Source organism: Nitrospirota bacterium, assembly GCA_020846775.1.
Taxonomy (GTDB): domain Bacteria; phylum Nitrospirota; class 9FT-COMBO-42-15; order HDB-SIOI813; family HDB-SIOI813; genus RBG-16-43-11.
Window position 1 is genome coordinate 111,783 of record JADLDG010000023.1, and the last position, 26,379, is coordinate 138,161.

Annotated in this window: 22 protein-coding genes and 1 tRNA gene; 2 read left to right on the top strand and 21 right to left on the bottom strand. The window is 43.8% G+C overall.

The features are described from left to right. Positions 1–9: 9 nt before the first annotated feature. Complete coding sequence (locus IT392_03215; protein ID MCC6543495.1) at positions 10–2,286, bottom strand: pyruvate synthase; 2,277 nt, start codon at positions 2,284–2,286, stop codon at positions 10–12. 10 nt (positions 2,287–2,296) lie between these two features. Continuing rightward, positions 2,297–3,319, bottom strand: coding sequence for a 2-oxoacid:acceptor oxidoreductase family protein (locus IT392_03220; GenBank protein MCC6543496.1), 1,023 nt, complete (start codon positions 3,317–3,319; stop codon positions 2,297–2,299). 115 nt (positions 3,320–3,434) lie between these two features. Here IT392_03220 and IT392_03225 point away from each other — a divergent pair, with 115 nt between their 5' ends. Then, the gene (locus IT392_03225; GenBank protein MCC6543497.1) at positions 3,435–4,262 is read left to right on the top strand and encodes a lipoate--protein ligase family protein; all 828 of its coding nucleotides are present in this window, start codon (positions 3,435–3,437) and stop codon (positions 4,260–4,262) included. Here the strand turns inward: IT392_03225 and IT392_03230 are convergent. From IT392_03230 to IT392_03310, 17 genes are all read right to left on the bottom strand, one after another. Then, a complete protein-coding gene (locus IT392_03230) occupies positions 4,257–5,270 on the bottom strand; it encodes an SDR family oxidoreductase (protein MCC6543498.1) in 1,014 nt (337 codons plus the stop codon). The genes IT392_03225 and IT392_03230 overlap by 6 nt on opposite strands. An 11-nt stretch (positions 5,271–5,281) precedes the next feature. Next, positions 5,282–6,583 carry a nucleotide sugar dehydrogenase gene (locus tag IT392_03235; GenBank protein ID MCC6543499.1) on the bottom strand — a complete coding sequence of 434 codons (1,302 nt, stop codon included), beginning with the start codon at positions 6,581–6,583 and terminating at the stop codon, positions 5,282–5,284. Positions 6,584–6,586: 3 nt separating this feature from the next. Next, positions 6,587–7,528, bottom strand: coding sequence for a glycosyltransferase family 2 protein (locus IT392_03240; GenBank protein ID MCC6543500.1), 942 nt, complete (start codon positions 7,526–7,528; stop codon positions 6,587–6,589). A gap of 19 nt (positions 7,529–7,547) precedes the next feature. Then, the gene (locus tag IT392_03245; GenBank protein MCC6543501.1) at positions 7,548–8,189 is read right to left on the bottom strand and encodes a threonylcarbamoyl-AMP synthase; all 642 of its coding nucleotides are present in this window, start codon (positions 8,187–8,189) and stop codon (positions 7,548–7,550) included. Further along, positions 8,186–8,689, bottom strand: coding sequence for a 5-(carboxyamino)imidazole ribonucleotide mutase (gene purE / locus IT392_03250; protein ID MCC6543502.1), 504 nt, complete (start codon positions 8,687–8,689; stop codon positions 8,186–8,188). Before purE ends, IT392_03245 begins: the two co-directional genes overlap by 4 nt. Positions 8,690–8,768: 79 nt before the next feature. Next, the gene (purD, locus tag IT392_03255) at positions 8,769–10,040 is read right to left on the bottom strand and encodes a phosphoribosylamine--glycine ligase (protein MCC6543503.1); all 1,272 of its coding nucleotides are present in this window, start codon (positions 10,038–10,040) and stop codon (positions 8,769–8,771) included. A 20-nt stretch (positions 10,041–10,060) separates the two neighbouring features. After that, the gene (purH, locus tag IT392_03260) at positions 10,061–11,635 is read right to left on the bottom strand and encodes a bifunctional phosphoribosylaminoimidazolecarboxamide formyltransferase/IMP cyclohydrolase (GenBank protein MCC6543504.1); all 1,575 of its coding nucleotides are present in this window, start codon (positions 11,633–11,635) and stop codon (positions 10,061–10,063) included. Between the two features lie 137 nt (positions 11,636–11,772). Continuing rightward, entirely contained in the window at positions 11,773–12,564 is a 792-nt protein-coding gene (locus IT392_03265) for an SAM-dependent chlorinase/fluorinase (protein MCC6543505.1), read from the bottom strand. 31 nt (positions 12,565–12,595) lie between these two features. Beyond that, a complete protein-coding gene (locus IT392_03270) occupies positions 12,596–13,513 on the bottom strand; it encodes a dihydroorotate dehydrogenase (GenBank protein ID MCC6543506.1) in 918 nt (305 codons plus the stop codon). Positions 13,514–13,536: 23 nt separating this feature from the next. After that, positions 13,537–14,331, bottom strand: a complete 795-nt coding sequence (locus IT392_03275; GenBank protein ID MCC6543507.1) for a dihydroorotate dehydrogenase electron transfer subunit — start codon at positions 14,329–14,331, stop codon at positions 13,537–13,539. Then, the gene (gene greA / locus IT392_03280; GenBank protein MCC6543508.1) at positions 14,328–14,801 is read right to left on the bottom strand and encodes a transcription elongation factor GreA; all 474 of its coding nucleotides are present in this window, start codon (positions 14,799–14,801) and stop codon (positions 14,328–14,330) included. The genes IT392_03275 and greA overlap by 4 nt, the downstream gene beginning before the upstream one ends. A 79-nt stretch (positions 14,802–14,880) precedes the next feature. Then, positions 14,881–18,138, bottom strand: coding sequence for a carbamoyl-phosphate synthase large subunit (carB, locus tag IT392_03285; protein ID MCC6543509.1), 3,258 nt, complete (start codon positions 18,136–18,138; stop codon positions 14,881–14,883). Next, positions 18,131–19,228, bottom strand: a complete 1,098-nt coding sequence (carA, locus tag IT392_03290; GenBank protein MCC6543510.1) for a glutamine-hydrolyzing carbamoyl-phosphate synthase small subunit — start codon at positions 19,226–19,228, stop codon at positions 18,131–18,133. The genes carB and carA overlap by 8 nt, the downstream gene beginning before the upstream one ends. 14 nt (positions 19,229–19,242) lie before the next feature. Further along, positions 19,243–20,529, bottom strand: coding sequence for a dihydroorotase (locus IT392_03295; GenBank protein ID MCC6543511.1), 1,287 nt, complete (start codon positions 20,527–20,529; stop codon positions 19,243–19,245). Then, a complete protein-coding gene (locus IT392_03300; GenBank protein MCC6543512.1) occupies positions 20,526–21,458 on the bottom strand; it encodes an aspartate carbamoyltransferase catalytic subunit in 933 nt (310 codons plus the stop codon). Before IT392_03300 ends, IT392_03295 begins: the two co-directional genes overlap by 4 nt. A 4-nt stretch (positions 21,459–21,462) precedes the next feature. Beyond that, positions 21,463–21,999 (bottom strand): bifunctional pyr operon transcriptional regulator/uracil phosphoribosyltransferase PyrR, encoded by a 537-nt coding sequence (pyrR, locus tag IT392_03305; GenBank protein MCC6543513.1) that lies wholly within the window; start codon positions 21,997–21,999, stop codon positions 21,463–21,465. Between the two features lie 238 nt (positions 22,000–22,237). Continuing rightward, on the bottom strand, positions 22,238–22,768 hold the full coding sequence (locus IT392_03310) for an OsmC family protein (GenBank protein ID MCC6543514.1): 531 nt from the start codon (positions 22,766–22,768) through the stop codon (positions 22,238–22,240). Between the two features lie 438 nt (positions 22,769–23,206). Between IT392_03310 and IT392_03315 the strand changes: the two genes are divergently transcribed. Next, positions 23,207–25,963, top strand: a complete 2,757-nt coding sequence (locus tag IT392_03315) for a UPF0182 family protein (protein ID MCC6543515.1) — start codon at positions 23,207–23,209, stop codon at positions 25,961–25,963. A 15-nt stretch (positions 25,964–25,978) separates the two neighbouring features. Here IT392_03315 and IT392_03320 read toward each other — a convergent pair whose 3' ends face one another. Both IT392_03320 and IT392_03325 read right to left on the bottom strand, forming a co-directional pair. Beyond that, a complete protein-coding gene (locus IT392_03320; protein ID MCC6543516.1) occupies positions 25,979–26,182 on the bottom strand; it encodes a hypothetical protein in 204 nt (67 codons plus the stop codon). Between the two features lie 120 nt (positions 26,183–26,302). Beyond that, a tRNA-Met gene (locus IT392_03325) sits at positions 26,303–26,379 on the bottom strand.

The following is a 26,379-nucleotide window of genomic DNA, read 5'->3' on the forward strand; positions in this document are numbered from 1 at the left end:
AGGTAATTATTATAACAAAGGATGAGCTGCCATTGCCTTAAGTCTCTCCCATCTCCTGTCTACTTCTCTCTGTAAGGTTTCAGTAACCTCCTTATAATCTGACTTAATGAGATGTTTGGACTTACCCATTAGTTTCAGCCACTCTGTTACATGTACCTTTTTACCTTTTTCCTCCGGGTTATAACTTATACTCGTTATCCCATGCTCTATCTCATATAAAGGAAAGAAGCAGCAGTCAGCTGCTGCCTGAATAATTTCAAGTCCAATTCTTTCCTCACTCTTCCATTCAAGTGGACATGCAATAAGAATTTTCCCATAGACAAGACCCTCATTCTTTGCATAGTATTGAGCCTTGGTTGCCTTCTTTATAAGGTCCCTGTATTGAGTAGCTATTCCGGTGAATACATATGGGATGTTACACGCTGCCATTATCTGTGCTGTATCTTTATGCTGGAGCTTGTTGCCGGACTGATATGGCCCGACATGAGATGTAGATGTTGCATGCCCCATTGGGGTAGAGAATGACAACTGTGCCCCGGTATTCATATAACCCTGATTGTCATATTCAAGAATAATCATTTTATGATTTCTCAAGGCAGTACCAATAGCATGCCCCATACCTATATCCATTCCTCCATCACCCGTTATCATTACGAACGTTATATCCTCTGATGCAGGTATCTCACCACGCCGTTGTCTTTCTTTGAATCCCTCAACTACGCCGGCAAGGGTCGGTGCGCCGCTCTGAAAAAGGTTATGTATGTATGTTACGTTATGAGAGGTGTATGGATATCCTGTCGTTACGACCATTGCACATCCAGTCTGATATAGTACTACTACATCTCCCTGAATTCCCTTAAAGAATGTATCCAGTCCAGGAAATATTCCGCACCCTGAACAAGCCGAATGACCCTGTGAAATCCTTTTTTGCACTTCATTTAATGGCCTTGCACTTACACCTTTAATATCAAAGGCTCCGGTGGAATCATCTCTGGTTACCTTTAAAATACCGGGAGTCATCTCTTCCCTCGTTAAAGGTTTTTGATATTGTCCTGGGTTAAAACTAAGGTCACCAGGTGTTGCGCCGGCATATTCAAATGGTATCGTAACGATACCCTTAACAGCCACATTATGGGTCTCTCTTATCAAGTCTACTGCATCTTCAATGTAGAATTCCTTTCCTCCAAGTCCGTATATGCGGCTTATAATCAGAGTCTTGTTATCGGGATCATCTTTCAGTGCGGCCTTGATTTCTATGCTCATATTACCGCCCCAGCCGCCATACGATTCCTGTCTGTCAGCCACACAAATTGCCTTGACTTTCTTCAGGCATTTCCTGATCTCCCTGCCAGGAAATGGTCTTATTACTGTTGGCATCATGGCGCCAACCTTCAATCCTTCTGCGCGAAGTCTGTCAACCGCCTCTTTTGTGGTTTCATAGGCAGAATTAAGAATGACCAGTGCAACTTCAGCGTCATCCATCATATATGTATCTATAAGTCCATATCTCCTGCCGCTAATCTGGCTGTAATTTTCAAAAACGTCATCAAGATGATTGTATGCTGCTTCCATTGCCATGGATTGCTGCTTCTTATTATTTATGAGGTCAGGGTCGTTCATATAAGGTCCAATCGTGACCGGGTTCATGGGATCAATTGAAACATATTTGGGTGGATGTGAACCCAGGAAATCCTGAATAACCTGTTTGTCTTCAAAATATTGAACCCTGCGCTTCTGATGGCTGGTGAAGAAGCCATCATAGGCAACAATTACAGGAAGCCGCACATCTTCGAGCTCTCCTATTTTAACACCTATAAAATTAAGATCATATGCTGACTGAGGGTCCTTTGCCATTAAAATAATCCAACCGCAGTTAAGGGCCATCATAATGTCACTGTGATCTCCCCTGATATTAAGCGGTCCTGAGACGGAACGCATAACAACGTCAAGCAGCATAGGATATCTTGTTCCAGATTGAACAGGCAATTGCTCCATTGAATATAGCAGTCCCTGGGCAGATGTAGCATTAAATACCCTGGCCCCTGTTGTAGATGCGCCATAACATATAGCAGCGGCACCATGCTCACCTTCACCTGGAATCAAAAGGATATCATGCTCACCTTCAGCCTTCATCTCATCCAAATTTTCGGCAATTTCAGTTGACGGGGTAATTGGGTAATAACCCATTACGTGGAAATTGATCTGACTTGCTGCAAGAGCCGCCATTTCATTCCCACTTAAAAATCCCGTCAGTTGTTTGGCCCCCTTTTTTACTCCTGCCTCCATAAATCCTCCTTTACTTCGCTTTTCTAAATGAATGCGGAACACTCATGTCATCTACGTTGTAGTCACTCTCTTTCCCTATTGAAAGGGCATTCGGTTTACAAATCCAGACACACTGCAGACATCCCTTACAATAATTGTAATCTATTCCCTTCAGGAATATGGCCTCCTTACCTGTCTTCGTCAATCCCTTTTCCCATACAAAACAATAGTCTGGACAAGCATAATCACATTCGCCGCAGTGGGTACATGTTTCCAAATCCAGCACAGGTATAAAACCAACACGTGATGGACTCAGATCTTTCTCCCGCGTAAAACCAGCGCTCACTACTACCCCGCCGACAGGTTGATTTAGATAGCCCAATCGTGATGGATTCCTTACATAAGGCTGATACGGATATTTCTCATCAGGTGCAAAGTATTCAATCTTAACTTCATTATATCCCCTGTCGAAAGCCTTCAAATTACCGGGTACTGTCTGAGGATATTTCTTCCCGAAAACATTTCTGATGGCATCCCGTAATGCATCCGCATTAATGAAGCCGCTTACCTTACAAATAGCTCCAAGCATAGGTATATTGACCCTGCTATTTTCCTCAATAGCTATGTTCAGTGCATCAATACACCCTAAATAACCACCATGAAGTTTCAAATAATCCCTCGCCTGAGTTGTTGTCTTTGTAGTATTTAGCAATACAGTTGCATCCGGCTCTACACCCTGGAGCACCGGGACCGTTTTTATGAGCGCCTCATGAAAAATAGCCAGTATGTGAGGGCTTTCAATGGGACTGTTGGCCCTTATAGGCGTGTCAGGATCGCATAATCTCACATGCGCCTTTACAGGGGCACCCTTTTTTTCCGAACCATAAGATGAAAAATTTGACCCGTTAAGTCCCATACCAAGCACCCCAGCCTCAGCCATTATCTTACCTGCAACATTAGCCCCGAGACCTCCAATGCTCTCCATCCGGATCTCAAACATTCCCTCTTTGTGTTTCTTTGGTATGATAACTTTACCTGTCTTGACTGTACTCATCAGTTTTCTCCTAATAAATTACTATCATAGCGTATTAAATTACTATAAACTTGTTTGATGTGATTTTCAACAATTTTTTTATGAAATAATGTTAACGATTTGTTGATTCAATATAATGACATGTGATAAAAAACGATATACAGAACGGACCGATATTATGCAAACCTGGCGGCTTATATACACAGGGTTCAATAACGGCTGCTATAACATGGCAGTGGATGAGGCAATTGCAATCGCAGTAAGAGAAGATAAATTTCCATCCACTATTCGTTTCTATACATGGAACCCTCCATGCATTTCAATAGGATACTTTCAGGAACCTGATGATACAATGAATGGATTTATTGTACGCCGTATAACAGGCGGCAGGGCTGTGTTTCATGGAAGCGATCTCAGCTACAGTGTGGTTTCAAGGACAGACAATACCCTGTTTCCCAAAAATATTAATGGAACTTATTCTGTTATAGCAAATGCCCTTACTACAGGTCTAAGGCATCTTGGTATTAATCCGGACCCTGCTGGAGAGCTGAAAAGAAGAAAAGACAGTTCAACTAAGTATCACAAGGCACGACTATGCTTTAATACAGCTATTCGACATGAAATTACAATTCGAGGGAAAAAACTGATAGGTAGCGCACAAAGGCGTTGGTCTGATATATTTCTACAGCATGGTTCAATACTGATCAACGGGTCAACAAAGGAAAATGGCCCGGCCTCTATTTCATTGCAGGAGGTTCTGAAACAGGCTCCGAATGAAAGGCCGGATGGTTCTGGCGGTTATGGTCTGGATTCTGATTTATTGGGCTGTGTTAATTTATTGATAGCTTCATTTTCCCTTGGATTTTCAGAAGCTTTTGGTATTCAACTTAAATCTGAGGATCTCTCAGGTTATGAGATAGAGATGGCAGAGAGGCTTATTGTTGAGAAATACTCAAAACTATGAATTTTTTCTAAACCAATCTACCGTTTTTTTAAGTCCCTCATCTATGTTATAAGCGGGCAAATATTTAAGGACATCCTTAGCCTGAGAAATATCAGCAAGCGAATGCTTTACGTCTCCTGGCCTGGCGGATTCATATACGGGATCGGTTGAACCGCCGGTGATTTTGCAGATCTTTTTAAACAGGTCATTTAAAGTCGTCCTGGTGCCACAGGCTATATTCAGCACCCTGCCGGATGCCCCTTCAGCATTACAAGCAAGAATATTAGCTGAGACACAATCCTCGACATATGTAAAGTCCCTCGATTGCTCACCATCGCCATAAATGGTGGGAGGAGTACCTTTTATGAGTGCAGTGATAAATCTTGGTATTACGGCAGCATATTGTGACTGAGGGTCCTGCCCGGGACCAAATACATTGAAATAACGCAGCGATACGGTTGATAGACTATAGAGTTTATTAAATAACACAGCATAATATTCTGCAGTAAGCTTGCTCAACGCGTATGGGGATAAAGGCGACGCAGGCATTGTCTCAACTTTTGGAAGTGCAGGGGTGTCACCGTAGACGGAAGACGACGAGGCGAGTACTAATCTCTTGACCCCCTCATCTCTGGATGCTATCAATATGTTAAGAGTCCCCCTGATATTAACATCATTTGTAGTAACAGGGTCTGTTATGGAACGCGGTACTGATGGTACTGCACCCTGATGCATTACATATGTTACACCCGATACAGCCCTCCAGCAGGTATCATGCTCCCGAAGATCTCCATCAATCACATAGAGCCGGGGATATTTGGCAGGGCGTACACGCAGCTCACTGCTGCTGACAAATAAATAATCACGCTCCGGGATTAGAGAATTATTCCTGATAACCCTTTCTATGTTAGACTTCTTACCAGAAGAGAAATTATCGAGGATTCTGACATTGTGATTCTGGCTCAGAAGTTTATCAACTATATTCGATCCTATAAAGCCAGCCCCGCCGGTAACTAAGTAAGTTTCCAATGTAAGTTCCCCTATAACTTAACGATCTTGTCAGATATTATACCCTTTGTAGCATTTCTTGTGTCAACTATAATCTTTGAACAATCAACCACCTTCTGGTAATTATAGGATGTGTGATTTGTAACAATTACTGTACAGTCGTAATTGCTCAACGCAGAATAATCACTCAGGTCGGTTGATGAGATGTCCATGCCTTCTTCATGAAGGTGTGATATATGAGGATCATTGTATGAGATCAATCCACCTTTGTCTCTAAGTAATCTGATTACGTCAAGGGCAGGAGACTCCCGTACATCACCCACATCTTTCTTATATGCTACTCCGAGAACAAGAATCTTCGATCCGTTAATGCTCTTTTTCTGAACATTTAATGCATCGAATACCTTACTTACCACAAAGTAAGGCATATTTGTATTTACCTCACTCGCAAGTTCAATAAACCGCGCATTATAATTAAACATCTTAAGTTTCCATGAAAGATAGTGAGGGTCAACGGGTATACAATGTCCACCCAGCCCGGGACCAGGGTAAAACGGCATGAAACCAAATGGTTTTGTTGCAGCTGCGTCAATAATCTCCCAGACATCCATCCCAAGTTTGTTGCAGATAATTGCTATTTCATTTACAAGACCTATGTTTACTGCCCTGAACGTATTTTCAAGAAGTTTTACCATCTCTGCAGCCCTGGTGGAACTTACTGTAATGACCATATCTACAGCTTTACTGTATAAGGCCGCAGCAGACTCGGTGCATTTCTCAGTAACGCCGCCAATGATCTTAGGCGTATTCCTGGTATTAAAATGTACATTTACCGGATCAATACGTTCCGGTGAAAAGGCAAGAAAAAAATCAACACCAACCTTAAGCCCTTTGCTTTCAAGTTCCGGAAGGATAATCTCTTCAGTTGTACCCGGATAAGTTGTGCTCTCAAGTACTATGAGCTGACCTGCGTGAAGATATCTGGCAATTTGCTGGGTCGCACTTAGAATGTAAGATATATCAGGGTCTTTTGTCTTTCTGAGTGGCGTAGGGACGCAAATACTTACTGTGTCGAGTTCCTTTAAGACGCTGAAATCAGTAGTAGCATGAAGCCTGCCCTGACTGACGGCTGCTCCAATATCAGCATCCTTTGCATCTTCTATATAAGATTCACCCCTGATAATTTTATCTATCTTTTTCTTGTCCATGTCAATGCCGGTAACATCAAAACCTGCCTTGCAGAATTCCAGGGCTAACGGGAGTCCGACATATCCCATCCCTATTATCCCCAGTCGCGCACTCTTACGTTCAATCCTGTTAATGAGAGAATCCATCAGTTATACCTCCTTGTCCATCTTTCGTAATCTGTAAACCGCCTCTTCACTTAACCTGCGGTTTGCCGCAATAAGATCTGATATAAGACCTATAACAATCGTCTGAAAACCAAGCATCATTAATGTAGCAGCAAGTATGAGTGATTGTATGTGCCCGGCGCCTTCACCACGAAACAAATAAAAGAGATATCTGGCTGAGACTACCAGTCCTGCCAGAAAGACAATCACGCCAATGGTAAAGAAAAAAACAAGGGGACGGTACATGGCATATGTCCTGATAATGGTAGATGCTGACCTGATTAAGTAACTGCGAACACTTGAAATAAGCCTGGACTCACGCAGTACCTGATTGGTCCTGACAGGTATATGCGTGACAGCAAGCCTATTGTGACCTGCCTGTATTATGCTTTCAAGTGTATATGTATATCCGGAAACTATGTTCGTTCTAAGGGCTGCCTCGCGGCTGTAGGCCCTGAAACCACTGGCCGCATCGGGGATATGTGTATCTGATGCTATTCTTACAACCCAGCTCCCAAGCTTCTGGAGGATCTTCTTCGATGTGGAGAAATGTCTGATAGTTTCAACCTCCCTGTCGCCAACTACAACATCAGCCTTCCCTTCCAGAATTGGCTGGATCAGCTTTGGTATGTCTCCTCCATTATATTGGTTGTCAGCATCTGTGTTAACTATAATATCAGCTCCAAGACTGACTGACATCAGAAGCCCCGACATAAATCCACGCGCAAGACCCTGATTGACTTTGAATCTAACTATGTGATCAGCACCGCATTCCCTCGCTACCAGAGATGTCCTGTCACTGCTTCCGTCATCTATAACCAGGATTTCAACTGTATCTATACCTGAAATCACTCGCGGAATAGCCTTGATAGCAACTGGTAATGTAGCTTCTTCATTAAGACATGGGATCTGCACTATTAGTTTCAAAAACTGACTCCTGTGAAGGTTATTGCACTGTAATTAACTCGTTAATTAGAGCAAAAGGGATAGCCCCTTCCCTTAAGATTACAGGTTGCTCCCCGGTAATGTCAACGACGGTAGATGCCCCCCTGTAATTCGTAATACCCCCATCTGCAAGTGCATCAATACTGTTGCCCATAGATTCTTCCACTTCTGCTGGATTATTAGTACTGTTGTCACCGGAGATATTTGCACTTGTTGCTGTTATAGGATGTTTAAGTTTATCTATAATGAGTTTGCATAATTCACTGTCAGGCAGCCTGATTCCAATTTTTCCAGTATTGGCAGTAAGTACCGCAGGAACAAGGTCAGATGCCCTGAATACTAATGTCAGGGGACCAGGCCAGAACCTATCTATTAACTTTTTTGCAGTTTCTGAAAGATAGCCGTCAGCAATCAGGGGGCGAAGCATCATCATGTCAGATATCAGGATAATTATTGGTTTATTGGGCATTCTTTTCTTTATTGTATATAACCTCTCTAAAGCAAACTGATTGGAAATATCAGCGCCTAAACCATAGAAAGTATCGGTTGGATAGGCAATAACTGAACCAGATTTTAATAAATCGGCTAATTCAGTGATCACTGATGGGTCAGGGGAGGATTGGGTTACCTTATATATTTTCATCCCTGGGTTTTAATTCCTGTTTCCTGTTTCCTTTCTATTGTATCAGCCATGTCCCTCTTATATTGTTTGAGTTTAGTCAGAATGTTCGTGTCTTTCCGCGACAATATCTGCACTGCAAACAGGGCTGCATTCTTGGCGCCGGCTGCCCCCACTGCCATAGTTGCCACAGGCACCCCTCCCGGCATCTGAACTATTGAGAGAAGAGAATCAAATCCGCTCAACGGTGATGAATCTATAGGTACGCCAATTACAGGAAGAACTGTCTCAGAGGCTATTACACCGGGGAGGTGAGCTGCCCCCCCTGCACCAGCAATAATAACCTCGATTCCAGACTCCTCAGCCCCAACTGAAAATGCATGAACAAGACCAGGACTTCTGTGCGCAGATGCTATTTTCAAATTATATGGAATACCGAATTTATCAAGTATTTTTGATGCCTCATTCATAACCGGCAGGTCAGATTCACTACCCATAACTATTGCAACCAACGCCTTGCTCATGTTCTATCCTCCTCTACTGACTTTCCAATTTCGACCCGTAATGAAATATTCATAAAATGAGTTGCTCCCGGTTTTTCATTCATTCTTTGATAGCTTTTCGTCCGATATCCTTCCTGTATTGCATTCCATTGAAGCGGATCATGTTTACCCCCTCATATGCCTTGTCAATGGCTATTTTTAAATCTGCTCCAATTGCAGTTACACCAAGTACCCGTCCTCCGGCAGTCACTATATTACCACCGTCAAATTTCGTCCCTGCATGAAAAACCATAATGTCGCTAATATTGGCAAAATCATCCAAACCATTTATTGACTGACCTGTAGAATATTTATCAGGATAACCTCCAGCTGCCATCACTACACAAACTGACGCCTTCTCGCTCCACTCAATCTCTACGCTCTCAAGTTTCCTATCCACAACTGCATTTATTATATCGAGGATATCTGATTGTAATCTCATTAATATTGGTTGAGCCTCCGGGTCGCCAAATCTGCAGTTAAATTCAAGGACCTTTGGGCCATCCGAAGTTAACATGATGCCCGCGTATAAAATGCCTTCATATGGACATCCTTCTGCCTTAAGGGCATTGACAGCAGGAAGCATTACTTCCTTCATAATCCTCTCCTGCATTTCTCGGTCAATAACTGGCACAGGCGAATAAGCCCCCATACCTCCGGTGTTAGGTCCACAGTCATTGTCCATTGCCCTCTTATGGTCCTGTGACGGAGGCATTGGAATAATAGTGTTTCCGTCTGAGAATACGAGGAATGATGCCTCATCCCCTTCAAGGCATTCCTCAATTACCACCTGCGCCCCGGCCTCTCCGAATAAACGCTCTGACATTATCATATTAACGGCTGTTACGGCTTCATCTTCTGTCAAGCAGACCATGACACCTTTACCGGCAGCAAGACCATCCGCCTTTACTACAATGGGAACGCCATTTTCTCTTATGTAATCAACAGCCTTTTTCTGATCTGTAAACACACATGCAGCGGCGGTAGGGATACCATATTTCAGCATAATGTGTTTAGAAAATGCCTTGCTTCCCTCTAATTGAGCTGCAAAGCTTAAAGGGCCGAATATCCTTAACCCGCCCTTTCTGAAAGTATCAACTATACCAAGTACTAAAGGAGCCTCGGGGCCAACGACCGTAAGCCCAATCTCTTTTTCCAGCGCAAAGTTGTAAAGCGATTTAATATCAGTAGCAGATATAGGTATACACTCCGCAATTCCTGCAATTCCCGCATTGCCGGGGGCACAATATATCGTGTCTGCGTGCCTGCTTTGAGCAATTTTCCAGACAAGTGCATGCTCTCTTCCACCACTTCCAATGACCAGAATATTCATATTTCACAATTTCCTGACTATTAATGCCTGAAGTGTCTGACCCCAGTTAAAACCATGGCCATGTTGTACTCATCTATTGCCTTTATAACCTCTTCATCCTTTATCGAACCGCCGGGCTGTATTATTGCTGTAATACCACATTTTGCTGCTTCATCTATAGCATCCCTGAATGGGAAAAATGCATCAGAGGCCATGACACACCCGGAAATATTACTCCTTGATTTTGAAACTGCCAGCCTTACAGAATCAACACGGCTCATTTGGCCGGCGCCTATCCCTACTGTTTCTGTACCCCTCCCAAAAACTATGGCATTCGATTTTACATGTTTACATACCTTCCATGTAAAACGTAGACCAGTCATTTCATCCGGAGACGGCTGACGTGACGATACAATCCTGATATTGGCTATGTCATTATTGATACCAAGATCCATATCCTGAATAAGCAGTCCTCCTGTGATCCTCTTAAAGTCCATCGCCCCTTCCAACAGGTCAGAAAAAGGACCTGTTTCTAATAAACGAACATTCGCCTTCTTCTGAAATATCTCAAGCGCCTCACCTGTAAACTCCGGTGCAACAATCACTTCCACAAAGGTCCTGGCGACTTCGGCAGCTGTATATTCATCTACAATGGTATTAAAAGCAATTACCCCTCCGAATGCAGAGACCGGGTCAGTATCCCGTGCGATGCAATAAGCATCTTTAAGGTCATCTGCGGAGGCGACGCCACAGGGATTATTGTGTTTAACAATAACTGCAACAGGTTCATCAAACTCTCTAGCCAGTTCAAGTGCCGAATTGGCATCGAGGTAATTATTGTATGACATTTCCTTTCCCTGCAGTACCATTGCCCTTGCAACAGAGCTGCCGTTAAATCCTATTTCCCTGTAAAACGCACCCCTCTGATGCGGGTTTTCACCATAGCGCAGATGCTGAACCTTTTCAAAGACCGGAGTAAATAACTCAGGAAAGTGTATCGTCTCTTCAGGCTTATCAGTGGTCTTCTCCAGATAATGAGAGATCATCGTGTCATACTTAGCAGTTGTTGAAAATGCCTTCCTGGCGAGTCTGAATTTCGTCTCATGAGAAATAGCGCCGCCTGTCTGTTCCATCTCATGTATAATAGAATTGTAATCAGACGGGTCAGTGACTACTGCAACAGACTCAAAATTCTTTGCTGCAGACCTTATCATTGATGGTCCGCCTATGTCTATGTTCTCAATGGCATCTTCAAACGTGCAGCCTGGTCTTGAAACAGTCTTATCAAACTGATAGAGATTAATCACCACCATATCTATGGGATCAATACCATGCTGTGACATCTGCCTGATATGTTCAGGTTTATCACGCCTTCCCAGGATCCCTCCGTGCACCTTCGGATGAAGGGTTTTGACCCGTCCATCCATCATTTCGGGAAAACCGGTATACTGGGACAGATCCGTTACAGCTACACCAGCATCATTAAGGGCTTTGGCTGTTCCCCCGGTTGAAAGGATTTGTATCCCAAACCCTTTAAGCCTTCTTGCAAAATCAACAACCCCGCTCTTATCAGTAACACTGATAATCGCCCGTCTGATATTCGATGGTGATCCCATATTAAGACTCCTTTATAAGTCACTGGCACATGCCGCTCCTTTGACAGCTTATGCTGTCAAATTTTTAAAATGTTAACATATCGAATTTAGCAAAACAAGTGGTGGACACAACTCACATTCCGTCTATATAGTATCCATTATTTGAAGAATAATCTGACGACATCACCTTTTCCTGCATTAAATTCTTCTGCAGCATTCCCCATGAATGAGAATAATTCGATGAGTCCAAAACTGTTTATAACAGCGGCCAACTTGCCAAAAACAGCCTCAGCATAATATTTTCTTATCGAAATCTCATGCTCATTGAACTTTATTGTTATAGATGAGTCATAAACGCCATGCCCCACATTTTTCAAATCTGAACAGGAGATGTTTGTAAACAAATTTCCAAATCTGTCAACATATATAATCTCTCCCTGTAAAACACCATTCTCGTAATGGGGCCTCCGGAAATCAATACTAACATGATCCGAAATTATATGGCCAAATTTATCAGGTTCATAACATTTAGATAACCATCCCGCTACAGGCGCGAAGATGTCACGGCCATGAAACGTATTCCCGGGGCTTCTAAGGAAATATCTCTCTTCAGTAATCTCATATATTACCGAACCATTATCGCCGGCGACAAGCAGCGACAAAATGCCGTTATCCGGGCCGATAAAATAGTGATTAAATGCCTTGACGAGAATTGGTCTTCTGCCTGTTCCAACCCCCGGGTCCACTACTACGACATGTATTGTCTGACTGGGAAAGTATTTAAATGAGTTGTAAATGATAAAGGCGCAGGAAAATATGTCCTGATTATCTATACCGTGAGATATGTCAATTAATGTAACTGCATTATTGATATTATAGATCACACCCTTCATCATACCGACAAAGGGGTCTTTAAGACCAAAGTCAGATGTAAGCGTTATTAAGCTCATATTATAGTGCTGTTTCCTTTAACTACAACAGTCAGGGAATTTGCATCTTTCCTGTTATGCCGCTCAGATTACAGATGTTCCTATCCTGCATATATGTCTTTAGACCTTCTGCTATATCCGTTGATACCGATGGATTAAGAAAGTTTGCTGTCCCGATTGCAACAGCGGATGCTCCGGCAAGAAAGAATTCTACAGCGTCCTGACAGTTTGTTATTCCACCCATGCCTATTACCGGGATATTAACTGCGTTATATACCTGCCAAACCATCCTTATGGCGACAGGTCTAATTGCCGGACCAGATAATCCCCCTGTTATATTGGCTATTTTGGGTTTCCATGTCTCGGTGTCAATCACCATCCCGAGCAGGGTATTTATTAATGAGACAGCATCAGCCCCCTCCTCCTCACATACCGTTGCAAAGGAGGCAATATCCGTTACATTAGGTGATAGTTTGATAATTAAGGGCAGAGTTGTTGATTTTCTTATCCTGCGTACCACACGCCTTGTTGCATCAATGTCTGTTCCGAAGGCTATCCCTCCCTCTTTAATGTTTGGACAGGAAATATTAGCCTCTAATCCATGAACACCGTCTACACCATTTAAGGCGGAAGCTACCTCACCGTATTCTTCTACAGTGGAACCGAATATATTGACAACAACCCTGGCGCTGAAATTACGAAGAAATGGAACCTTATCATTGATAAATGTCTCAACACCTACGTTTGGCAATCCAATAGCATTCAGCATTCCTGACGGGGTCTCACATATGCGAGGAGGAGGATTACCGTTACTTGGCTTTAAGGCAATTCCCTTGACAATAATTGCCCCTATATGGTTTAAATCACAATACCTTGCTATATCTTCACCGTATCCTGCAGTGCCGGATGCAAGCATTACCGGATTCTGGAGCTTCATACCGGCTATGTCTACGCTAAGGTCAGAAATCACTCAAATATACCCACTCTATCACCTCAATCGTTGGAAAATTCAATCAAATCTCCGTTAAATACAGGGCCATCTTTGCATACTAAATAATATCCACCACCACTTTTTTTTACAGCGCATCCCATGCACAGGCCCATGCCGCACGCCATCTCAGCCTCAAGTGAAAAGGTTGTCTCTATATTTGAGCGGCCGGCAATACCATATATCCTTTTGAGCATTGCATTGGGACCGCATGCATAAAGAATGATCCTACCGTCAGGACCAATATCCTGCAGATACTCTTCGAGTGCATCGGTAACAAATCCCTTTACGCCTTCTGATCCATCCTGGGTTGCCACGACCACATTTGCACCATGGTTTTCAAAATCCTCCACGCAAAGCAGATCCATAATCCCTCTGCCTCCAATAAATACCTTGACAGGTGTCTCCTTACAGTTGGATTTGATTAATTGTGTCAGCCCAAGCAACGGGGCTACCCCAATACCTCCTGCAACAATGATAAATTCGTCAGGCTTGTTATATATGTCAATTTGAAAACCATTTCCGAACGGCCCGAGAAACTCAATTTCACTCCCTTCATAAAGTCTGCTCAGAAATTCTGTTCCCTTACCCACGACTTTATATAAAATCTCAATATGATCATCTCCTGATATCCCGTGAATACTAAATGGCCTCGGCAGGAATATTCCGGCTGATGTAGTTTCAGCAGGCCGTAGCATGACAAATTGACCGGTCATATATGTCAGCTTTTGTGAGGGTTTAATGACGAGTTTGAAGTAAGGGCCTTTAATGCACTTATTTGAGAATACCTGTGCCTTCATTCTTCAAAAGATATTCCCTGTATCTCATATTCTCTGTCGCCGGCTGGTGCCTTAATGGTGACTATATCTCCTACCTTATTTCCGATGAGTGCCCTTCCGACCGGAGAACTGTGAGATATCCTGCCTTTTTTAAGATCCACTTCATCTTCACCAACGATCATATATTGTTTTGCCTCACCCTTGAATAAATCAATCAGCGCTACTTTTGCTCCAAATACAACCTTGCTCGAATCAAGCCTGGAGATATCAATGATTTCAGATGTAGCAAGCTTATGCTCCAATTCCGCTATTCGTCCCGCAATGAATGACTGACGTTCCTTAGCTGCAGAATATTCAGCATTCTCAGAAAGATCTCCATGTGCCCTCGCCTCTACAATGTCCTGAATATTCTTAGGCCGTTCAATCTTCTTTAATCTCTCAAGATCTTCTTTAAGTTTTTGATACCCCTCTTTAGTAATCGGCCTTTTCATAACTACCCCTCCACTGCCCTGGCGCCGCATGACCCATTGCATTTACTTCGCAGCAATAAGTACCCCGCGTTTTTCAGCATCAAAGTCTATGATACTCCTGAATGGATTTAATTTCAACAGGCCTTCTCGTAAGTGCCTCTATCCCGCTGGCTGCCGCTCTTGCACCCGAGATCGTAGTGTAATATGGTACGCCCTTAGTCAGAGCTATCCTCCTTATTGAATAAGAGTCACCCTTTGCCTTCATATCGCCAACTGTATTCACTACGAGGACTATATCACCGTTTTTTATATGATCCACTATATGCGGTCTCCCCTCTTTGACTTTGTTGACTACAGTGACCGGAATACCATGTTTCTCAAGCTCGAGGGCCGTCCCCCTTGTTGCCTCAATTGTAAAGCCGGCATTGCTAAGCCTTTGGGCTATATCAACGGCAGCATGCTTGTCTCTGTCCTTAACACTGATAAAAACCGTCCCTGAGAGCGGAAGTGATGAGGAGGCGGCTGACTGCGCCTTGGCATAGGCCGTTGAGAAGTCCATGTCTATTCCCATTACCTCTCCTGTAGACTTCATCTCAGGCCCCAGCAGGGTATCTACGCCAGGGAACTTAGAAAACGGAAATACCGCTTCCTTAACCGCTACATGTCTGGATTTAACCTCTTTAGTAAAACCGAGGTCCTTCAGTTTTTTACCGGCCATAACCTTTGCTGCTAATTTAGCCAGCGGAACACCGATAGTCTTGCTCACAAATGGGACTGTTCTTGAGGCCCTCGGGTTTACCTCCAGCACATATACAATACCATCCCTGACGGCAAACTGAATATTGATAAGACCAATTACTCCGAGCTCCCCTGCCATGGCACAAGTCTGTTTCTTTATACTGCCGACTATTTCTGGCGGGATAGAAAACGGAGGAAGTGAGCAGGCGCTGTCACCTGAATGAACCCCTGCTTCTTCAATATGCTCCATGACACCGCCTATCACGACGTCACTGCCGTCAGATATGGCATCAACGTCAACCTCTATTGCATCCTCAAGGTATTTATCTATCAAAACAGGATGCTTAGGGGAGGCCTTAACAGCACGGACGATATAATCCCTTAGACCGTTTTCATCATAAACTATCTCCATGGCCCTCCCGCCAAGTACATAAGATGGCCTCACAAGAACGGGATAACCAATTTCCTGCGCAATTGAGACTGCCTCATCAGCAGATCGTGCGATGCCGCTGGCAGGTTGCGTAAGACCAAGTTTATTAATAAAGTCTCGAAATCTCTCCCGGTCTTCTGCCCTGTCAATTGCATCAGGAGAGGTGCCAAGTATCTTTACTCCTGCCTTTGATAAAGGAACTGCAAGCTTTAAAGGTGTCTGACCGCCAAACTGGACGATAACTCCAATCGGTTGTTCTTTTTGTATAATATTCAGGACATCCTCTTCCGTCAGAGGTTCAAAGTAAAGTCTGTCAGAGGTATCATAATCAGTACTGACTGTCTCAGGGTTGCAGTTTACCATAATGGTCTCAAAGCCTTCTTCCTTGAGTGCAAACGATCCGTGAACACAGCAGTAATCAAATTCTATACCCTGTCCAATCCTGTTAGGCCCGCCCCCCAGAATTATAATCTTATCCCTGTCAGACGGGTTTGCCTCACATTCCTGCTCATATGTTGAGTAGAGATACGGAGTATGTGCCTCAAACTCAGCTGCGCATGTGTCTACCCTTTTATAAACAGGCATGATATTCAGCCTTTCCCTTACAGCCCTTATATCCGCTTCCTCTGAATTGAGTAATTCGGCTATTCGATGGTCTGAAAAACCAAACTCCTTGGCCCTTCGCATTAAGACAGGATCTATCAGTGATAAGTTCCCACTGGAGGCATTGAGGATACTCCCTTCCATAACAACGATCTCTCTGATCTGTTCAAGAAACCATGGGTCTATATTTGAAATGCCGTATATCTCTCCTATACTCATGCCGGATCTTATTGCATCAGGTATATACCACAATCTCTCCCAGTTGGGTGTTTTGAGTTTCTTTCTTATCAGATCCATTGACTCTGCATCGAAAACGGCATTATCAGCAGCTGACTGTTTCATTGCATTTCCAGACGACTCAGTAAACCCGTGCCGGTCAATTTCGAGTGAACGTATCGCCTTTTGCAGCGCCTCTTTAAATGTCCTGCCAATCGCCATCACCTCACCGACAGATTTCATCTGTGTGGTAAGGGTTTGATCAGCCTGAGGAAATTTCTCAAAGGCAAACCTCGGTATCTTGACAACGACGTAATCTATCATTGGCTCGAAAGATGCCGGGGTAACCCTCGTTATATCATTTTGGATTTCATCAAGAGTGTATCCCACAGATAATTTAGCGGCTATTTTTGCAATCGGGAATCCGGTAGCCTTTGACGCAAGGGCTGAACTCCTTGACACCCTCGGATTCATCTCAATTATTGTCATCTCTCCATCTTCAGGATTCACGGCAAACTGGATATTGGAACCTCCTGTTTCAACCCCGATCTCTCTTATGATCTTTATCGCTGCATTACGCATTATCTGGTATTCCCGGTCAGAAAGTGTTTGAGATGGCGCAACAGTGATGCTGTCTCCGGTGTGAACTCCCATAGGATCAAGATTTTCTATGGAACATATTATCACCACATTGTCAGCAATGTCCCTCATTACCTCAAGCTCATACTCCTTCCATCCGAGGAGGGAGCGTTCTATAAGTATCTCCCTTGTGGGACTTGCATCAAGTCCGGATTTGACAATCTCTTCATACTCCTCAATATTATAGGCTATCCCCCCGCCGGTACCCCCAAGCGTAAAGGAGGGTCTGATAATAGCCGGAAATTTCACAATCTCAAGCACCTTTAGTGCATCTTCAACTGTATAGGCAAAGCCGCTCTCAGGTACAGAAAGCCCGATCTTCTTCATAGCCTCTTTAAATTTTTCCCTGTTCTCTGCCTTGTCTATAGACTCATAATTAGCGCCAATGAGTTCAACTCCATATTTAGTCAAGACCCCCCTGCGGAAAAGTTCTGACGATACATTTAACGCCGTCTGTCCGCCCATTGTAGGCAGAAGCGCATCCGGTCTCTCCCGCTCTATTATCATCTCCACTATCTCAGGCGTAATAGGTTCAATATAAGTGCGGTTGGCAAATTGAGGGTCAGTCATTATGGTAGCAGGATTGCTGTTTACCAGTATAACCTGATACCCCTCTTCCATCAGTGCCTTGGCAGCCTGCGTTCCTGAATAATCAAACTCACATGCCTGCCCGATTATAATGGGCCCTGAACCAATTAACAGGATCTTTTTTATGTCACTGCGTTTAGGCATTGCTGTTTCCTATCATATCTATAAATTTATTAAAAAGGTAACCTGAATCGTGAGGACCGGGCGATGCCTCCGGGTGATACTGGACAGAGAATACAGGATATTTTCTGTGTCTCATACCCTCTGCTGTCTGGTCATTAAGATTTACATGTGTTAGTTCTATTTCATCTCCGATAGAGTCTGTATCAACGGCAAAGTTGTGGTTCTGTGCAGTAATTTCGACCTTTCGTGTTGACAGATCCATAACAGGCTGATTACCGCCGTGATGTCCGAATTTAAGTTTGTAAGTCTTTCCTCCAAGGGCAAGTCCGAGTATCTGGTGGCCAAGGCAAATACCGAATATCGGTTTTTTGCCAATGAGTTTTCTTACATTCTCAATTGCATAGGTAACAGCCTGGGGGTCACCAGGCCCATTTGACAACAGAATACCATCAGGGCTCATCCCCAGCACATCCTCAGCCGATGTATTTGCCGGGACTACGGTGACATTACAACCAAGATTGGAAAGACTCCTCATGATATTCCATTTGGCCCCGAAATCGTAGACCACAACAGAGAAACGCGGGTGAACACCGTCGTTGGCCCATCTGTGTTGTTTAGCACACGTTACTTCTTTGACAAGGTCAATTCCAATGAGCCCCTGTGCAGATTTTATCTTTTCAATGAGGCTCCCGGGATTAATGTCCTTACTTGAAATTATCCCCATCTGTGAGCCCTTTTCCCTGATGCGTTTAGTCAAGGCACGCGTGTCTATCCCCTGTATCCCTGCAATATCATTTTCTCTGAGATACTCATCAAGCGTCTTTTGCGAGCGCCAGCTGCTCGTAAACGCGGACAATTCCTTTACTATAAATCCCGCAACATGGGGCTCAAAAGACTCGACATCATCGCTGTTTACCCCGTAATTGCCAATGTGCGGATAGGTCATAGTTACAATCTGCCTCTTATATGACGGGTCAGTCAATATCTCCTGATAGCCGGTCATGCTGGTATTAAAGACCACTTCACCGCAGGTTTCAATATCAGCGCCAATAGCTGATCCTTCAAAGACCGTTCCATCTGCAAGCGCAAGAATGGCTTTATTTCTTTTCACTCTGAAATACCCCTTTATCCTCTATGCACAACTCTACCGCCGACAATTGTGTAACTAATTTGACCTCTCATCTTCCACCCCTCAAATGGTGTATTTCTGCTCTTCGATTTAAGGTTACCGGCCTCCACTACCCATACAGTTTTAGGGTTTATTACGGTTATATCTGCAGCTGCACCAATACCTATATTCCCCTTGTTTATCCCGATTATCCTGGCTGGATTTACAGACATCTTAAATACCAGGTCCCGCACGGCTAATACCCCTTCCTCTACCAATCTCAGGGCAAGCGGCAGGGCCGTTTCCAGTCCAACTATCCCAAACGGCGCATAGTCATACTCCTTCTCCTTTTCCTCCTGAGAATGGGGGGCGTGATCAGTTGCAATGGCATCAATAGTACCGTCCTGCAATCCAATCCGGACAGCGGCAACGTCCCTGGCAGACCTTAACGGGGGTTTCATCTTTGCATTTGTATTGTAACCCCTTACAGCCTCATCTGTCAGAAAAAGATAATGAGGGCACGTCTCAGCGGTCACATTAATGCCTCTTTCCTTTGCCACTCGAATCAATTCAACTGAGCCGATTGTGCTTACATGTGCTATATGTACGTGTGCGCCTGTAAGTTCTGCAAGTGAAATATCCCTCGCAACCATTACATCTTCTGATGCATTAGGTATCCCCTTGAGTCCAAGTTCCGTTGACATCTTACCCTCATTAATCACTCCGTCATCCGTGAGAGTAAGATCCTCACAATGAGAGATCACAGGAAGGTTAAACATCTTCGAATATTCCATGGCCCTTCTCATAACCAGATTATTCATGACAGGTTTTCCGTCATCAGATACGGCAACACATCCGGCCTTTCTCAAATCTCCCATCTCAGTAATTTCCTCTCCCTTCCCGCCTTTTGTAATTGCGCCAACTGGGAGAACATTCACTATACCTTTTAAAGAGGCCCTGCTCATAATAAACTCTGTCACTGCCTGAGAATCATTCACTGGTTGTGTATTGGGCATGCAGCATACGGACGTAAACCCTCCGGCTGCCGCCGACATAGTTCCGGTTTGAATTGTTTCTTTGTACTCATAACCAGGTTCTCTAAGGTGAGTATGAAGGTCTATCAATCCGGGAACAATTATCAGCCCGGTTGCGTCAATCAATTCAGCTTCATTCGGAACCGGAATATTCTGCTCAATCTGAACGATCACATTTCCACGGACAAGGATATCAGCAATCCCATCCCTGTTGTTAGCAGGATCTATTATATGACCGTTACGTATTAACAAATCAGTCGTATTCATCATGTCGCCCGCTCGCCTGTACCTGATAAAAGATACAACACTGCCATTCTGACAGCAATCCCGTTTGTTACCTGTTCAAGTATTACAGATGAGACTCCATCTGCAATCTCAGGGGCAATTTCTATCCCTCTGTTGATAGGCCCGGGATGCATTATCATTACATCTTCCCGTGCATATCTTACCCTTTCACTATTAAGTAAGTAAAGCCCGGCATATTCACGCAAAGACGGGAAATAGTTTTTCCCCTGGCGCTCCAATTGAAGACGGAGGACAATAATTACGTCAGCATCCTTCAGTGCGACCTCAATATTGTAAAATACAGAAACACCCAGATCTATGATCTCGGGTGGTATAAGGGCAGGCGGACCAACGAGCCTGACCTCCGCACCAAGCTTTGTAAGCCCGTAAATATTAGACCGTGCCACACGGCTATGTGCAATATCACCTATGATTGCTATCTTCAGGCCAACTATCCGCCCCTTCTTCTCATTTATAGTAAACATGTCGAGAAGCGCCTGTGTAGGATGTTCGTGTGATCCATCGCCTGCATTTATGACTGAACTCTTTAAATTCTTTGCAAGGATGTGGGGTGCGCCTGATGCCGGGTGACGAATGACGATATAGTCCGACCTCATGGCCTCAATATTCCTTGCCGTGTCAAGCAGAGTCTCACCCTTTGTTATACTGCTGGTAGCTACTGAAAAGTTTATCACATCAGCAGAGAGTCTCTTTGCGGCAAGTTCGAAGGATGTCCTGGTCCTTGTACTTGGTTCGAAAAACAGGTTTACCACGGTTTTTCCCCTTAGCGTGGGCACTTTCTTTATATCTCTACCGGTTACCTCCTTAAATGACTCCGCTGTATCCAGGATATAACGGATCTCATCTCCGGATAATTCCTTGATTTCAAGAAGGTCTTTACACTTCAATTCCATAATTCTATTGATCTTCCTTAAGAATGACCTTGTCTTCAAATCCCTCTTCAGCCATCATGACTTTAACCTTGGCAGTTTTTGTAGTAGGAACATTCTTTCCAACATAATCAGCCTTAATGGGAAGCTCCCTGTGTCCCCTGTCAATCAATACAGCAAGTTTAATCATGGCAGGCCGGCCAAAGTCCATGAGTTCATCCATTGCAGCCCTAATAGTCCTTCCTGTATAGAGAACATCATCTATGAGAACAACAATCTTTCCTGAGAGTTCAAATGGGATCTCTGTTTTTTTAACCTCAGGGTGTCCCTTCCTTGTAAGCAGGTCATCCCTGTAAAGCGTTATATCCAGTATACCAAGAGGTACGTCGGATTTTTCGATTTCCTTTATCTTGACTGCAAGACGGTCAGCCAGATGAACGCCGCAAGTTCGTATACCTATAAGAACGAGTTCATCTGTCCCTTTATTCCTTTCAACTATCTCATGGGCAATACGGCTTACTGCCCGGGCTATACCCATCTCGTCCATCAATACAGTTTCATTCATCTGAAACGTCCCTTTCAAGTAGCCTCAGGCAAAAAAAAACCTTCTCACGGTTTTGGCCGAAAAGAAGGTTATCAATAGTATTATTTGTGTATTTAATTGGCATTATCTGATCCTTTTTAGCCTCGCAGGGCTAAATTAAAGGTTTAGTTTAATTTAAACTAAACAGAATTTGTTGTCAACACCGGATTCAGAAGATTACTCGGCTGCCAAATCCATATATTTCAACCGAATAAACCACCTACCGTGAAATCTTGATAATCGGCACAAGTTTCACGGGATTCTTCAAAGTGAAGACTACAGGACATCTCTGGATTGCGAGTTCCTCAGCCTCTTTAATTTTTTCTTCAGGTGCGTCACTCACAACATTGAGGGTTACCCTGACCTCTTCCATCACAGGCTGATCTCCCAAACCAAATACCCGGGAAAAATTGATATCAGCCTCAACCCTTGTAGTCAGCTTTTTTAACTCAATACCGAGCATTGCAGCCATGGTAGCAAAAGTTGCTGTATAGCAGGAAGCGAGGCCATAAAAGCAGTAGTGCATAGGCCCTGGCAACTTTCCACTCCCCCCCATAAACGTTGGACTATCAACTTCAAATACCGTTTGTCCACCTTCAAAGTTGATTGTGGATTTAAATTGTGCGCCCCCATCATTTAGAAGCCATTCCCCTTCTATCACCTGAGTCTTTTTAGCCTTATTTGCATCACCCTTAATCTGATTACCAAAATCTACCACCTTGTTTAGATCAATATTATTTATCCTAGCCATTTGCTTCCCCCTTTCACCTCTTTATTATATAAGGTCTTATAACACGGTCACTCATGGGTGGTCAACATTTTTTACTTGCTAATCACACACTGCATGTTATAGCATAAATATATGATAAAGAATTTAAGATGTCCTTCATGCGGCCATAGCGGGGATATTAATGTTTTTATGCCCGGTTCATTAATGATGGAGGGTCTTTTGTGGATGCTCATAGTACCCGGGCTGTTTTACTCGTTATGGAGGCGATCAAAAAAAAGGGTGATTTGTCCTCATTGCAGCACAGAGTTCAGGATCTGATCAACAGCTTTTTTATGTGCCAGTGCCTTGTCCTCATACAGACAGGTTGAACCATAATCAAATGATGATGAATAGACAAATGCAGTATCACTGTGTATAATCTGTACGAGTTAACCTTTTGTCCAATTGACCATAAATAAAATGCTATCCAGAAAATTTATTTCTTTCATTATTTATACTGTAATATTGCTTCTGTTTTTTATTGTGCCCAATTTCCTTGGATTGCTTACTGACTGGTATTGGTTTCAGGAAATCGGTTTTAGTAATATTTTCTCAACCATTCTGATTACAAAAATTTATTTGGGGGTGGCAGCCGGGATTATAAGTTTTGTATTCATCTACTTCAATCTATGGCTGGCGCAGCGCCTTGTTGTGTCAAGACCTCTGGTTGTACGGATGCCGTCAGGGGTTGGTACACAAACTGACATTGGTAGGAAGTTAGATCTTACGAGATATGTCAATACATTCGCCCTGCCAATTTCGTTAATGCTTGGATTTTTCCTGGGACTCGCCGGGGCCGGCAGCTGGGAATCTGTGCTTAAGTATTTCAATTCAACACCATTCGGGGTGCAGGACCCAATATTTAATCGGGATATTGCATTTTATTTCTTTGATCTTCCGTTTATTCAATCGCTCCTTGGTTTGGGCGTATGGCTCATTGTTGTGTCTCTGATAGGAGCAATTGTCAGTTATGCCATGCGGGGGGCTATCACCTTAAATGAGATAATTCCAGGCGCTGGAATCATGAGATCGTTATACATGGACAGGCCGGCCAGGATGCACCTGTCAGTTATTGCAGCCCTGTTCTTTGTCCTGACTGCATTTAAGATTTATGCAGTAAGAATCCCCAGTCTTCTATACAGCTCTGCCGGGCCGTTTACCGGTGCAAGGTTTACCGATATTCACGCTATGCTTCCATTTCTGAAGATACTTATATTTGTTGCTATTGCCGCTGCTATTCTTTTAATAATAAACATCTTTAAATCAGGCAATCACCTGGTTGCAGCAGCTGTTGTCTTGTATACACTCGTTTCAATCCTGGGCGGTTCGGTGTACCCGGCCCTACTGCAAAAATTTGTGATTGCTCCTAATGAGCTTATCAAGGAGACTCCTTTTATCAAACACAATATTGAGGCCACTCAAAAGGCTTTTGCATTAGACAAGATTGAAGAGCGTAATCTTACCGGCGAAACTGTACTTTCTATGGCAGACATCAACAGCAACCGCTCCACCATAAAAAATGTCAGGCTGTGGGACCGTGAACCGCTGCTTGATACATTCGGACAGCTGCAGGAAATCCGAACATATTATGATTTTATATCTATTGATAACGACCGCTACCGCTTTGACGGCGATTACCGCCAGGTTTTACTTTCCCCCAGAGAGCTTAATCCTGTCAGCCTTCCTCAGCGCACCTTTATAAATGAACACTTGACATTTACACATGGCTTTGGCCTCACCTTAAGTCCTGTCAATGAGGTGACGCCCGAGGGTTTGCCTGTACTCTTTTTGAAAAATCTACCCCCCTCATCAACTATTCCATCTCTTTCAGTAAGCCGGCCGGAAATATACTATGGGGAACTTGCAGGAAACTGGGTGGTGGTAAATACTAAGACAAAAGAATTTGACTATCCGTCAGGTGAGGAAAATGTCTTCGCTGACTATAAGGGCAGCGGAGGGGTCAGGATTGGTTCAATATTCCGCAAGGCCCTGTTTGCACTGAGGTTTGGGTCTATGAAAATACTCTTGTCCAACGATATTACACCTGACTCAAGAATTATGTATTACCGCACTATTCAGGAGAGGGTCAGACGCGCATTACCATTCCTGAGTTTTGACCGTGACCCATATATGGTTGTTACATCTAAGGGAGAATTGAAATGGATATATGACGCATACACCACCTCCGATCGCTACCCATATGCAGAAATGGTCAACGACGCATTCGGTTCTTTGCCAGGCAGACGCCTCAATTATATAAGAAATTCCGTCAAGGTAGTGATAGATGCCTATGACGGCAAAATGACATTTTATATCGCAGATAAAGAAGACCCGGTTATACAGACATATTCCAAAATATTTAAAGGATCGTTTGTTCCGCTTAATGAGATGGATCAGGGACTTAAGACTCATATACGATATCCGGAAGATTTATTTGCGTATCAGACAGCGCTTTATACTGTGTATCACATGGATGAGGCGCAGATTTTCTACAATAAGGAAGATCAATGGCAGATTCCTGTTATAACCAGCGGAAATCAGACTGATTCAATGATGCGGCACATGATTATGAAGCTCCCTGGCGAGATACGGGAAGAGTTTATACTAATGATACCCTTTACACCCCGCGGCAAAGACAATCTCTCTGCCTGGATGGTGGCGAGAAATGATGGAGAGTTTTACGGGCAGTTGGTGGTGTATCGTTTCCCCAAACAAAAACTGGTTTATGGACCCATGCAGATCACCAACCGCATTAACCAGGATGCAGATATCTCCCGTCAGATTTCCCTCTGGGATCAGAGAGGGTCCGAGGTAATAAGGGGAAACCTTCTGGTTATCCCGATTGAGGAGGCGCTTATTTATATACAACCTATATATCTGAGGGCCGAAGGCGGTAAAATCCCGGAGTTGAAAAGGGTTATTGTTGCATATGAGAACCGCATAGCTATGGAAGAGACATTGGATGCTGCGTTGGCATCCGTATTTGGAGGCAGGGTCACTCAGGATAAGGAGACGACAGAAAGGGTTGCAACAAAGGAACCCGAGACAGGTCAAATTATATTCCAGCAGGCGAGAGAACATTACAACCGGGCGCTTGAGGCACAGCGCCGCGGCGATTGGGCCCTTTATGGCGAAGAGATCAGAAAGCTTGGGGAGTTATTGAGGAAATCCAAGTAAAGCAGCATTAACCCTTTATCCCGATTCTACACTTTTCCAAGTTGTAACACCCAGATTCATACTATGAGTTGAGTCTATTCCATTCAGGTGATCATTGCCATTTCCACTACTGCCAGAACCACCGCATCCCGTCAGGATACCTGCAGAAAGGACGATGGCAATAATGAAACAAATCACGGCAGCAGAAGGTCTACCATTACTTAAAGAATTATTTTTCATTTTGGCATGACGAGACTCGACGGTTTGCTCACTTAGGTCAGACTTTATGTTCTTAGTCATATCCGTATCCCTTTCTCTGAAAACTTTTCTGATGGTTGCCATAAATGTAGACATTATTTTTGGTGGCGGTGCAGGGAATCGAACCCCGGACAGGAGGCTTATGAAACCTCTGCTCTAGCCGACTGAGCTACACCGCC